At 53.4% G+C, this 12,519-nt stretch carries 10 protein-coding genes and 2 pseudogenes; all 12 read right to left on the bottom strand.

Annotated features, from left to right (window positions below; translation table 11 throughout):
* Positions 1-241 precede the first annotated feature (241 nt).
* Complete coding sequence (locus ACRZ96_RS11020; RefSeq protein ID WP_480814553.1) at positions 242-1,192, bottom strand: autotransporter domain-containing protein; 951 nt, start codon at positions 1,190-1,192, stop codon at positions 242-244.
* Between the two features lie 352 nt (positions 1,193-1,544).
* Entirely contained in the window at positions 1,545-2,903 is a 1,359-nt protein-coding gene (locus tag ACRZ96_RS11015) for an ISKra4 family transposase (RefSeq protein WP_480814552.1), read from the bottom strand.
* A 111-nt stretch (positions 2,904-3,014) separates the two neighbouring features.
* Positions 3,015-3,858: pseudogene (locus tag ACRZ96_RS11010) on the bottom strand (IS110 family RNA-guided transposase); the annotation flags it as partial.
* Positions 3,859-4,099: 241 nt separating this feature from the next.
* The gene (locus tag ACRZ96_RS11005; protein WP_480814551.1) at positions 4,100-4,510 is read right to left on the bottom strand and encodes a BlaI/MecI/CopY family transcriptional regulator; all 411 of its coding nucleotides are present in this window, start codon (positions 4,508-4,510) and stop codon (positions 4,100-4,102) included.
* 24 nt (positions 4,511-4,534) lie between these two features.
* A complete protein-coding gene (locus tag ACRZ96_RS11000) occupies positions 4,535-5,353 on the bottom strand; it encodes a carbohydrate ABC transporter permease (protein ID WP_480814550.1) in 819 nt (272 codons plus the stop codon).
* Positions 5,354-5,358: 5 nt separating this feature from the next.
* Positions 5,359-6,195 (bottom strand): carbohydrate ABC transporter permease, encoded by an 837-nt coding sequence (locus ACRZ96_RS10995; RefSeq protein ID WP_480814549.1) that lies wholly within the window; start codon positions 6,193-6,195, stop codon positions 5,359-5,361.
* A gap of 110 nt (positions 6,196-6,305) precedes the next feature.
* Positions 6,306-6,800: pseudogene (locus ACRZ96_RS10990) on the bottom strand (biotin carboxylase N-terminal domain-containing protein); the annotation flags it as partial.
* A complete protein-coding gene (locus ACRZ96_RS10985) occupies positions 6,797-7,993 on the bottom strand; it encodes a phosphoglycerate kinase (RefSeq protein WP_480814548.1) in 1,197 nt (398 codons plus the stop codon). The gene ACRZ96_RS10985 and the pseudogene ACRZ96_RS10990, both read right to left, overlap by 4 nt.
* Positions 7,994-7,997: 4 nt before the next feature.
* Positions 7,998-8,768 carry a triose-phosphate isomerase gene (gene tpiA, locus ACRZ96_RS10980; RefSeq protein ID WP_480814547.1) on the bottom strand — a complete coding sequence of 257 codons (771 nt, stop codon included), beginning with the start codon at positions 8,766-8,768 and terminating at the stop codon, positions 7,998-8,000.
* Between the two features lie 4 nt (positions 8,769-8,772).
* Positions 8,773-10,050 (bottom strand): phosphopyruvate hydratase, encoded by a 1,278-nt coding sequence (eno, locus tag ACRZ96_RS10975; protein ID WP_480814546.1) that lies wholly within the window; start codon positions 10,048-10,050, stop codon positions 8,773-8,775.
* A 10-nt stretch (positions 10,051-10,060) separates the two neighbouring features.
* A complete protein-coding gene (gene gap, locus ACRZ96_RS10970; RefSeq protein WP_480814545.1) occupies positions 10,061-11,059 on the bottom strand; it encodes a type I glyceraldehyde-3-phosphate dehydrogenase in 999 nt (332 codons plus the stop codon).
* Positions 11,060-11,095: 36 nt separating this feature from the next.
* The gene (gene pyk / locus ACRZ96_RS10965) at positions 11,096-12,514 is read right to left on the bottom strand and encodes a pyruvate kinase (RefSeq protein ID WP_480814544.1); all 1,419 of its coding nucleotides are present in this window, start codon (positions 12,512-12,514) and stop codon (positions 11,096-11,098) included.
* Between the last annotated feature and the right edge of the window lie 5 nt (positions 12,515-12,519).

Here is a 12,519-nt window from a genome sequence, read left to right as displayed (position 1 = left end):
GTCTCTGAAATAGAGTACTGCAACAAACAACGAAACGATTGTCATTACGTAGAATAGAATATCCAGCAAGGCATTCGCCCCCTTAGTCGGTCGGATTGGTGAGGACACCAAACATATTGCAATTTTAGAATACCGTCTTGATCCGTAGCAACAAGTAGTCCCATGTTTCGACTGGTCTTGGGCACAAAAACTTTTGATTTCTTGGAAGGTTGAATAGTCTCAAGCGCTGGTTGCAGACAACTTAAAACCGAAGACCCAGACCTATCGAAAATCCCGAAAGTCCTTCAGCAACAACTCCGTTCAGCATGATACGCCCTGCTTGAATCGCCGGTATGCCAGTTGACGTAGTATCAATTTCAATTCCGATACCCGCAGTAGCCAGCCAATCAGTGCCCAGCACGATCGCGCTATCCCCATGATAGAGAACGACCCCAGCGTCCAAAACGAGGTGTAACGGCAGTTCGAAGACTTTGCGTCCCTCCAGCGGATATCGATGACGTGAGAACAAGGTCGTTTGATTGGAGTTTGCCTTCGCATCCCCGGCCTGCGCCTCGTTTATTGGGTGAAACTCCAAAAAGGTCTGGCGGAATCGATACTCTGCGTTCCATTTGCCAATCTGCGTCTCCTTAAAAATACCAAGCGAAGCACCGACACCAAAGGCGTTCAAATCACCATCAACAGCATCAGCCGAACCTGAGCGGGAAGAAGGCAATTGGAAACCATTCAAAATAGCATCCGTGGTGACACGCCCAAGCGAAAAATGACCCGTCGGACGGATGTACCAACCATTGTTCAGAGGAAACTCCCAGCCGGCACCAACTGTCGCCGCGACACTTGACCAGGTCACATCCAATTCTGCCCCGGAAGCGATCTCGGGAAAAATGAGCACAGGGTTGTAGTTTTGATACGCAATGAGGCCCTCTAGATACAGACCGTTATCGTACGGGTTGAACCCTCCGCGCAACTGTGTAGAACGCAGATTTCTTGTATCTCCGGATGTCTTCAAGAATGAGAATGAAGACAGAGTTTCATTTGGAGTGGCCGCGATACTCAAAACAGACAGCGCTGCACGTGCAGTAGAGTCAGAAGCATCAGGGTCTAGGTCTTGACCAAAAGAAGGAAGAGCCAAAACTCCAGCAAAAAACGGTACGAATACTAAGATTGGTCTCAACAAATTTTTCCCGACGATCAAATCTGTTCGGATCCGCCCTCTGCCGCAGATTTAGACAACCAAGCCCTTGGTTGCCGCCCTTTTTTAGATATCTTCGAGCAGGTAAGGGCAAGGTTTCGTTTCGTGGCCTCATTCTCTAACCAAAAAGTAAGCAGAGCGGAACTCGCTTGGATCGTCCATTCTAGCCGCTCCAGTCATCCAACGCAGAGCAATCATAGAAATGGCGTTCTCCAATCAGGCTCTAACGCCACGAAGGTCAGGGGTCAAAAGATTGCAACAGAACCCCCGTCGCCTGCGTGATTTCTGTTGCACAGCATGACCTACGTCTTCTTTACGCGCAAAATGTCACTGGGGAGTGGAAAGAATGTGGGGATCAAGCCGCTCGGAGTAGACCTTCGCCAAGCCTTCCATCCAAAACTGCGGCCCTTACCGTTGCCACCCGATGCGCGCCTTGCGGGGACCAACGCATCCGGCGCTTCTTGCCCATCCGGGCGTTCGCGACATCATTGACCAGTCCTTCTGCTCGTGATGTCGAGATTGCCTTCTCGTTACGACGCCGACGACCATAATCGACGAGTACAGCACGATTGTATTCCAGGTAGGTGCGCAGCTCCATTGCTCGTGCAACCGCTGAAAAGGCCGCTTCATTCGTTCGGCCAATTGTTTCGCGGCGCACGCGCATACCAAATCTGAGCAGGGTTTCAATCGCATCAAGTGCCCGTTCCGCTTGCCCGTGCCATATGCGCCATCGAAGGCTTTGTGCCAATGGCTCAAGTCCTGGAACTTCGACCCCTTCCAGTAAAGAAAGCAGAGTTTGAAAAGTTGTTTCCACATGTCTGATGCGGATCGAAACATGCCACCAGTCCAGGACGTGACTGACATCCGCACTTGTCGCGTCCCTCACCAATCGGGGCAATGCGGGGTCACCATCAGACAGAACCGTTACGGTGGTGCCATCACGCCATCCGGCCGCTTCCAGATTTCGTCGCAGATATTCGCGCGCATTGTTCGAACCAATCACGCTCAATCCAAATCGGCGTTTTTCGCATCCTTTGCTCTCGATGGAACCAACAATGACTTCAAAGTTCCGGCGTTGATACTCCGGTCTTGATCGGACATATGCGCTATCCAGAAATACCGTAATCTCAGATGACTCGGTGCGTTGATTGGCTTCTGTGGCCAAAAGAAGTTCGCTGCCGGAAAGGTCATCAGCGATGGTCGCGACTCGGTTTCGGATCGTTACGTGGTTCTGTTTAGCACAAGGTGTCAGTTCATTCAGAAGCCTCGCAGCTTCCCGAAAACTATGGCGCGCTCCCAGTTCTGCCTGTAGTCGTCGAAGCTCTGGCGTTGCATTGTCCGGCAAAAGGTGCGTCAGAGGAGAATGCGCTACTTTCAACGTTGGAAATCCCGGGAGACCGCACATGCATATTCGAACCCGTGGCGCTTCGACGATGACCCGACCGAAAAGCGTGTCAATGCGGCGTCGGCGGCGGTCATGAACCGGTAGATAGGTGCCACAAAAACGGCAGACACGAGCGATTTCGCCGATCTCTTCAACCTGATCCTGCAGCAGCGCGCGCTGGATCTCATTAAGTATTGATTTCGCCTCGACCAGACACAGTCCAAGGTCTTCCTCGGACGCATCAACCGACCGGCGTTCCAGGGTGCAAATCTCGTGTGATCGCTTCTCGCCCCAACCAAACTCTGTCTCTATACTGATCTTGAATTTCATCGCTATGCCTCCCGCAAAAACAACGAGACATTAGATCAGAATCTGCGGGTATCCCCATATTCTTTCCACTCCCCAGTGACACCAGGGATCGGTTCCTGTTCTCTTACGCGAACGCCACATAACAACGCTGTTGGCACCGATGATCAGTAATCGCCTGAGCGAACGTTCTCCCATCTTCGTTGTCGCCCCGAGGCGCTGCTTGCCCCCTGTTGAATGCTGTCTTGGAACCAGCCCGAGCCAGGCGGCGAAATCCCGTCCTCGACGGAACGTTTCAGGCGGTGGCGCAAGGGCAACCAGCGCAGTTGCAATGAGCGGGCCAATTCCAGGCACCGTCATAAGGCGGCGTGCCGTTTCGTTTGACCGCGCGCGGCGGGCAATCTCGGCATCCAGTTCTTTGATCTGACCGTCCAGCTGGTCCAGCAAGCTGATCAGCCTTTCTAAGCACTCCCGGGCCAAATCCGGGATCGCGCTATCGCCAGAGTCCACCAAAGCAACCAGCTTGCGAATATTGGCCGCGCTCTCCAAGGTGACCTCGCACGGCATTGATCAATTGCGTGCGCTGCCGAACCAACAGCTCGCGAGCCCGAAGAACCATCGCTGACGCCTGGGTCTCTTCACTCTTCACGGCAACAAAGCGCATCGTTGGTCGGCTTGCAGCTTCACAGATCGCTTCCGCATCGACCAAATCGTTCTTCTGACGTTTGACGAATGGTTTCACGTAGGCCGGATGGATCAGCCTGACTTTGTGACCCAAACAACCGATCTCGCGCGCCCAATAATGCGCACTGGCGCAGGCCTCCATCGCCACCACGCAATGCGGTAACTTGGCAAAATACTCGAGGACCTGACCTCTACGCAGTTTCTTCCGAAGAACGGGATGACCTGTTCTATCCGCTCCGTGCACCTGGAACACATTCTTCGCCAAATCCAGGCCAATCATGCTAATCTCTTCCATAGACGCCTCCATTCAGGTTGTTTGCAAACCCACAATGGCACATCGAGGCCAGCGGGGGCGTCTACACCTTCAGAGCCGCTTGCGGCACTCTGTACTTTGGGTTTCATTTTTTTTGTCGCTAAACGCTCCAATGTCATCGAAACACAACCGAGCCGATAGCGTCACTTGTCCCTGTCCCGCCATCGACCCCAACAGAGTTGGACGCCGCACTATGATCTTAAGGTGACGTGCGACCAAGCGGTTAGCCATCGCGTTCGATTGCGTTATCCAACTGGTGGATCAATACTTCCAAATCTTGCTGTTTCAATTTGAACTCATCCAAACACCGTTCCAAGAACACATCTGTGCGGCCATCAAACAAGGTTCGGCACATCTGTCTAAGTGCGATCAACTGGTATTCGCCCAAGGCAATTTTCGGACAATAGACTAGGCTGCGTTCGTGTTTGTGCGATGTCACAAACCCTTTGGTCTCGAGGATTTTCAGAAACGTTGCAACCGTTGTGACTTTTCTGCCCTCGCCCTCAGGCAAGGCCGCCACCACTTCCTTGACCGTCACGCCTTGATGCAGCCAGACCACGTTCATGATCACCAACTCGACTTCGGTCAGGGTTGGAGCGTCCGAACTGTGTGATCTAAGGCGTCTCGCTGCCAAGGGCTTTCCCACTCCTAAGCATGTCTATGCGCGAACCTGGAAGCCGCGCGCGATGTAGTTCCGCACAAAATATATTAGCAACACGCCCGGCAAAACGGAGAACATCGTCATAGCCATTACGAGACCGATATCGGTTGTGAAGCCAAACAGACCTTCAATCGCCATAGCAATTGGTTTGCCACCAGTCGATGTCAAAACCCGAGCAAAGACGACTTCGACCCAGGAAAAGATGAAGCAGAAGAAACATGCGACCCCAATGCCCGGCGCTATGACTGGCACAAGAAATCGCACAAAGAAGGCGGGGCGCGAGTGCCCGTCAAGAAAAGCGGTTTCGTCGAACTCTTTTGGAACAGCTGAAATGAAGCCCGCCAAGATCCACGTGGCGATCGGAATATTGAACAGGCAGTGCACGAGAGCGATACCAAGCGGGTTGTTCAGCAGGTTGATCTGCGCGAACAGCAAAAACACCGGAAGCGACAAAACAACCTGAGGCGTGATGCGAAACGCCAATAGCATCAACATGACATGACGATCGCCTACAAAGGCGAAACGCGATAAAGCATAGGCCGCAGGGAGCGAAACCAGGATCGTGACGACAACATTTGCCACGACGTAAGTGAGCGAATTCCCAAGTGCAGCGACTAGATCAGGATCGCGAAAAATGTTTGCGTAATTTAGGATTGATCGCTGCCCAACAACAAATCCCTCGCGGGGCAATGTCACAGTAAAACTGATGATGATAGATTGAAGCAACGGGGCGAGAATAAACGCTGCAAGCAATCCAAAGACGACAAACCGACCAACCAAAGGCCAAGGGTTCGAAATGCTGCTCTTGTAGGTCATGCTGACTACCACCTATCAACCGCTTGATCACGCTGCATCTGAATACGAAACACCCAAGCCACAGTCAGGACAAACAAGAAATAGATCACTGACCGTGCAGCCGCTGGCCCATAGTTGAACGCTGCGATCTCTTCTCCAAGCTCAAGAGACAAGAATGCTGTCGCATTGTTTGGGCCGCCCGCATTGATCACAAAGGCTTCCGTGTAGATCATAAGGCTATCCAAAGTGCGCAGTAAAAGGGCCATCAAAAGGACGCCGCGCATCTTCGGCAACTCAATGAATCGAAAAATTGCCCACCTCGACGCTCCGTCGATTTCGGCAGCTTGATAAAACGAAGGCTGAATGCTCGATAGGCCCGAGAAAGCAAGGATCACGACGAGCCCAAGCCAATGCCAAGTGTCAACGACAACAAGGAGAAGATACGTGTGGGCCGCGTTGAACTTGTAGTCGAAGTCCCATCCAATCTCCTCAAAGACAGTCGTTACGACCCCAAACTCAGGATGCAGCAAGTTCAACCAAATGATTGGGATCATGTTCCATGGAATGACCAGTGGAATGGCGACGAGCATGAGGGCCATGCCGCTGAGAACCGAGTTCTTTGGAAGCAACAACGCGATGCCAATCCCGATGGGAAACTGGATCAGGATGACAAGACTTGAAAAGAAAAAACTACGCAACAGCGACTTGTAGATCCCTGGCTCGGAAACCAGTGCAGCAAACCACTCGGGTCCAACCCAGAACCGATCTCTTAATGTGAAAATATCAAAAAAAGCGTAGTTGAACACGGCTACCAGCGGAACTAGGCCAACGGTCGCGAGTAGCGATATAGCCGGCAATATCATCAACCATGCTGTGTTGTTTTGCTCTTTGATGGACATTTCCTACTGCATCTCTAATTGGGCCGTTGTCGTAAGCCTTCGTCAAATTCTCGGTGCATGTCTTCAAGGAGGACGACTTCTTGACGCGGCCCGAGTATTGCATCCATGAAGTCGCCCAGCACTTCGGTGGCTGGAATGACGGGCACATCTGCCGCGATGGCCACGCGCCGCGCGCTGGCCTTGTCATCCAGGGCGCGCATGGTTCCGGCTTTGGGGCCAATGAAGGTGATGCCATTCTTGACGCAGGCGTCGACGAAACCCGGTTTCTCGGACAACAGGCCATAGCCTGGGTGGATCGCATCCGCGCCGCATTGCTTGGCCACGCGGATGACCTCGTCTATCGACAGATAGGCCGCGACCGGCCTCATGCCCTCGCCGATCTGATACGCCTCATCCGCCTTGAACCGGTGCAGACCCAGCTTATCTTCTGCGGCGTAAACGGCGACGGTGCGTTTGCCCATCTCGTTTGCTGCGCGCATAACGCGGATGGCAATCTCGCCGCGGTTGGCGATCAGGATCTTGTTGAAGTCTGTCCTTGTTCGACGTTTAGGACATGAGCCAACGTTCAACTACTCACCTCCAACATCGCCAGGCCGGGCAAGTATTTGCCTTCAAGCCACTCCAAAAATGCACCTCCGCCTGTGCTGCAAAAGGTGAAGTCGTCAGCGACACCAGCTTTGGCAAGCAACGCCAAGGTATCCCCGCCCCCGGCCATAGCTGTCAGTCCTCCGGTTCTACAGAGGCGCGCAACTTCCGTTGCAAGCTCAACCGATGCAATATCAAACGGTGTTAGCTCGAAGGCCCCAAGAGGGCCATTCCAAAGAACCGTCCGTGCCGCCTGAACAGTTTGCTTGATCGTTTCGACGCTAGCCGGACCAAAATCGAGGATCATCTGGTTTCTGCCGACATCTTTAACGTCACAGACCAAAGCCGCGTTCGTGGACGCGAAGCTGTCGTTGGTTGCAACATCTAGAGGCAAGACAAGGCTGCACCCGGACGCGTCAGCCATCTTCATCAACTCAGTGGCCGTGGAGATTTGCTCATCTTCGACCAGCGAGATGCCAATTTCATGCCCCAGAGCTTTCAAAAACGTATTTGCCATCCCACCGCCAACAACAATGGTGTCGGTTTTTGGGATCAGGTTTTCTAGAACACCTATCTTGGTTGACACCTTCGCCCCACCAACAATCGCAACTGAGGGTCGCGCAACGGTGTTCAGCGACGCGTTGAGGTTTTTTAGTTCACTTGCCAATGAAAGCCCGGCAAACGCCGGCAAATAACGCGCAAGCCCGGTCACACTCGCGTGGTCCCTATGGGCGATCGAAAACGCATCCAAACAGAAGTAATCACCGAAGGCCGCAAATTCTTTTGCCAGCTCAGCGTCACCGCTGGTTTCGCCTTCAAAGAACCGCGTGTTGTCAATCAGCAGTACGTCGGCAACCTCTTTCGGCAAGTCAAGTTTGGCAAGCGGCAGCTTCCCCTTATGATCGAGCATCTCACAGCGAAAGCGAAGCTTTTCCCGGAGTTGCTTGAACAGCAGATCAAAAGAATACTCAGGGGCGTAAGCGCCTTTCGGACGACCAAAATGAGACAGAATAACTGCTTGCCCCCCTTGTTCAACGATGTGTCTTATCGTCGGTTCGGAGCGTTCAAGACGGGTCCAGTCTGTCACCAAACCGCCCTGAACGGGTAGGTTCAGATCCAGCCGGATGATGACGCGTTTGTCAGACAGATTAACATCAGTGATCGAGTTGAAAGGCATCGTTTTACCCCCGAAGCGAGCTCAGAGCGGCCGCTGAAAGATCAGCGATGCTATCAAAGGAAAGAGGGTTCAAAGACGCCCCGCCGATCAGAAAGCCGTCAACGTGATCAAGCGAGGCAAGACCGGCGGCCGTTTCCGGCTTGACCGAGCCACCGTATAGGACGGGTGCAGGTTGGCGGTTTTCACGAAGCCAATTGGCAATCGCCTCATGCGCTTCAAGCACCTGATCCTCAGAGGCGCTTATGCCGCTCCCAATGGCCCAAATCGGTTCATAGGCGATTGCCAGCAACCAACCGGGTTCCGCCAAAGGAGTCGACGCCTCCAACTGCGCAAGGATAACACCGAGATGCCGTCCAGCATCGCGGTCTTCCAAGCTTTCCCCAATGCAAATGATTGGAATGAGGCCCACGCTGAGGGCCGTAACAGCCTTTGAGCGCACCAACGCATCCGTTTCTCCAAAACCTTCGCGCCGCTCAGAGTGACCCAAAATGACCCATTTGGCGCCGGCGTCCGCCAGCATTGATGCCGATATCTCACCGGTGAAAGCGCCCGATGCGCTTTCATGACAATTTTGCCCGCCGAACTCGATCGAAGTTTGGGAAAACGTACTCACGCCGTGAGGCAAAAGAACCGATGGCAAGCACAACACGCGTTTGCACCCTTCCGGATCCTGAGGTGCGCTGGAATGCGCAAATTCACACAGCTGCGCGCGCGTGCCGTTCATTTTCCAGTTCCCAATAACCAGAAATGGTGTGCTTTCAGTCACATCTTTCATGGCTTTAGACCTTCAAGATGGAGCGTCCGGCATATTCGGCCGTGTCTCCCAAGGCTTCTTCAATGCGGATCAATTGGTTGTACTTTGCCAGACGATCAGAACGCGACAGCGAGCCGGTTTTGATCTGGCCACAGTTGGTCGCGACCGCCAGATCGGCGATTGTGGCATCTTCGGTTTCGCCGGATCGATGCGACATCACATTGGTGTAGCGCGCGCGATGTGCCATATCGACGGCTTGCAAGGTCTCGGTCAGGGACCCGATCTGGTTCACCTTTACGAGCATGGAATTGGCCACGCCTTGTGCAATGCCGTCCGCAAGACGCACGGGGTTCGTCACAAAAAGATCGTCTCCAACGAGTTGGACTTTGTCGCCGATCTTATCAGTGAGAAGCTTCCAGCCTTCCCAATCATCTTCGGCCATACCGTCTTCGATCGAAATGATCGGGTAATCGTCACAAAGAGCCGCGAGGTAGTCTGCATTCTCCGCAGAGCTCAGCGAGGCGCCCTCGCCTTTCATCTCGTACTTGCCGTCGGCGAAATACTCAGTGGAGGCGCAATCGAGGGCGAGAAAAATATCTTCGCCCAACGTGTAGCCCGCTTTTTCGACAGCCGTTTTGATAAAATCGAGCGCAACCCGCGTGCTTTCCAGGTTCGGGGCAAAACCGCCTTCGTCGCCGATCCCTGTGTTGTGACCAGCTGCCGAGAGCTCTTTCTTCAGCGTGTGAAAAACCTCAGATCCCATACGAACAGCGTCTTTGATGTTCGATGCGGAAACCGGCATGATCATGAATTCCTGAATATCGATCGGGTTGTCCGCATGTTCACCCCCATTGATGATGTTCATCATCGGCACGGGTAAGACGCGGGCAGAGGTCCCTCCGACATAGCGGAACAGCGGTAGCGAGGTGCCGTCCGCAGCCGCTTTTGCGACCGCCAAGGAGACGCCCAGAATGGCGTTTGCGCCCAATCGACCTTTATTCGCCGTGCCGTCCAGCGCGATCATCGCTTGGTCTATAGCAACTTGTTCGGTCGCCTCCATGCCGATGAGCGTCTCGGCAATCTCTTCATTGACAGCGCGGACGGCGCCCAGAACGCCTTTGCCCAAGTAACGCGACGTGTCCCCGTCGCGTTTTTCAGCCGCTTCATGTGCCCCAGTCGATGCACCCGAAGGGACTGCCGCGCGGCCAAGCATGCCGTCTTCCAAAATGACGTCAACTTCGACAGTGGGGTTGCCGCGACTATCCAGTATCTCACGGGCACTAATCTTTGAAATTTTGCTCATGTTCCTGTCCTCAAATAAGCTTGCCCATCGCGACAGCAGTATCTGCCATGCGGTTCGAAAAGCCCCATTCGTTGTCGTACCAACTCAAAACTCGGCACATATTACCGTCCAAGATTTTCGTCTGGTCGGTGGCGAAGATGGATGAACGCGGATCATGGTTGAAATCTTGGCTCACTAGCTTCTCGTCGGTGACTCCAAGAATACCCTTCAATGAGCCGTTCGCCGCAGATCGAATGGCTTCGTTGATTTCTTCAACACTTGTCTCACGCACAGCTTCAAAAGTCAGATCGACCACTGACACGTTTGGTGTGGGTACACGGATTGCTACGCCATCGAGCTTTCCATTCAGATCGGGCAAGACTAAGCCAACGGCCTTAGCGGCGCCGGTTGAGGTTGGGATCATGCTCATGGCCGCCGCACGAGCGCGATAGAAGTCCTTGTGCATCGTGTCGAGGGTCGGTTGGTCACCTGTGTAGCTGTGAATGGTCGTCATAAAGCCTTTGGCGATGCCAACGGTCTCATTCAGTACCTTTGCGACTGGTGACAAGCAGTTTGTGGTGCACGACGCATTCGAAACAACGACGTCCTCTGATGTGAGAGTGTCGTGGTTGACCCCGAACACAATTGTTTTATCGGCGTCCTTTCCGGGAGCAGAGATCAACACACGTTTTGATCCATTGTCGAGGTGAGCTTGGCACACTTGCTTCGACGTGAAAATTCCAGTGCATTCGAGCACAACATCGACCCCGCTCCACGGCAGTTCAGCCGGATTCCGGATGGCGGTCACGTCCATGGGCCCGCGCCCAACGTCGATCGTGGAATCGGTGGCTTTGACCTCTCCATTGAAGCGGCCGTGCACACTATCATATTTCATCAAGTGTGCATTGGTTTCGACGGGACCAAGGTCATTGATTGCAACGACCTCTAAGTCCGTCCGGCCAGATTCGACAATGGCCCGAAGAACATTTCGTCCGATCCGGCCAAAGCCGTTGATTGCTACCGTAGTCATGGTGTTCTCCTTTTAGCGCTAACATTTTCGCGCAAATCAAACTCTCCAAACTCGGAGAATGTTGGTGGTTCCGGCGTCCTCAATTGGAACACCCGCGGTGAAAACGATCTCGTCGCCTGTTGCAGCCAGACCATGCGAAAGACATTGCTCGCATGCGAAAATACCTGCTTCTTTGAAGCGCGATGCTTGAGGGACGACGATGCTTTGAAGCCCCCAGACCAAACAGAGTTGCCGAGCGGTTTGTTCACTTGGGGTTAGTGCAAGAACGGGTTTTCTAGGCTTCTCGCGTGCCACGAGGAACGCAGTCGTGCCAGATTGGGTAAAGCAGCAAATTGCCGAGATACGCGCGCGATCTGAAATCTCACGGGCCGCAGCTGCAATCGCATGAGACGTATCTATCTCGATTTCGTCCGGCTGACGCACTGCCATGAGCTCTGCATACTTAGGGTCGGATTCGGTTTCTCTAGCTACTGCTGACATGACGCTTACGGCTTCGCGAGGAAACTGCCCCGCTGCCGTTTCCGCTGACAGCATAACTGCGTCCGCCCCGTCATAGATTGCGGTTGCCACGTCGGAGACCTCAGCTCGCGTCGGGACAGGTGCATCAATCATGCTCTCAAGCATTTGTGTCGCTACGATAACGGGTTTACCCGCCGCCCGAGCCTTGGCAACGAGATTTCTCTGAACCCGAGGTACTTCTTGGACAGGGAGTTCAACACCGAGATCCCCTCTCGCGACCATAATGCCATCCGAAATTTCAAGGATCTCATCAAAATTTTCGACTGCGAGCGGTTTCTCGATTTTTGCGACGGTCCGTGCCCTGCCCTTCACGAGCGCTGCAGCTTCTTCCACGTCTGCAGCTTTCTGGACAAAGGACAAAGCCAACCAATCCACACCGAGATTACAAACGAAGTCTAGATCGCTCCGGTCTTTGGTGCTCAAAGCGCTTAGCGGAAGCAATACATCGGGAAGGTTTACGCCCTTCCGATCTGAGATCTGCCCACCAACCAATACCTCGCACTGAGCAGATGTGCTGGTACATTCGCGGACAATCAACCGAAGCTTCCCGTCATTCACAAGAACGGTTGAGCCGGGTTTCAACGCTTCAAGAACCTCAGGATGGGGAAGCTGGACCCGCATTGAGTCTCCTGGCTTTGGATCATTGTCAAAAGTAAAAATGCTACCAACGGTTAGCTCGTAGGGACCTTCGTCAAACACACCACAACGAATTTTTGGCCCTTGAAGGTCCGCTAGAATTCCGATGGGACGGCCGAGTTCGTTCTCGACTTCGCGGATAGTTGCATGGGTCTTTTTGATGGTTTCCTGGTCACCATGGCTCATGTTCAGTCGAAAAACATTCGCTCCGTGCTCAACCAGCGATTTGATTACTTCTTTGTCTCGCGAAGCTGGGCCTAAGGTCGCGACAATCTTTGTGTTTGTACGATTGTTAGTCATCTCTC

This window comes from Ruegeria sp. CF1 (assembly GCF_056537445.1).
This window is presented reverse-complemented; position numbering and strand designations above follow the sequence as displayed.

Excerpts from the sequence above, each read along its gene's own strand:
- ACRZ96_RS11015 (WP_480814552.1), bottom strand. The coding sequence starts at position 2,903 with ATGAAATTCAAGATCAGTATAGAGACAGAGTTTGGTTGGGGCGAGAAG.
- ACRZ96_RS11000 (WP_480814550.1), bottom strand. The coding sequence starts at position 5,353 with ATGACCTACAAGAGCAGCATTTCGAACCCTTGGCCTTTGGTTGGTCGG.
- ACRZ96_RS10995 (WP_480814549.1), bottom strand. The coding sequence starts at position 6,195 with ATGATATTGCCGGCTATATCGCTACTCGCGACCGTTGGCCTAGTTCCG.
- ACRZ96_RS10985 (WP_480814548.1), bottom strand. The coding sequence starts at position 7,993 with ATGCCTTTCAACTCGATCACTGATGTTAATCTGTCTGACAAACGCGTC.
- tpiA (WP_480814547.1), bottom strand. The coding sequence starts at position 8,768 with ATGAAAGATGTGACTGAAAGCACACCATTTCTGGTTATTGGGAACTGG.
- eno (WP_480814546.1), bottom strand. The coding sequence starts at position 10,050 with ATGAGCAAAATTTCAAAGATTAGTGCCCGTGAGATACTGGATAGTCGC.
- gap (WP_480814545.1), bottom strand. The coding sequence starts at position 11,059 with ATGACTACGGTAGCAATCAACGGCTTTGGCCGGATCGGACGAAATGTT.
- pyk (WP_480814544.1), bottom strand. The coding sequence starts at position 12,514 with ATGACTAACAATCGTACAAACACAAAGATTGTCGCGACCTTAGGCCCA.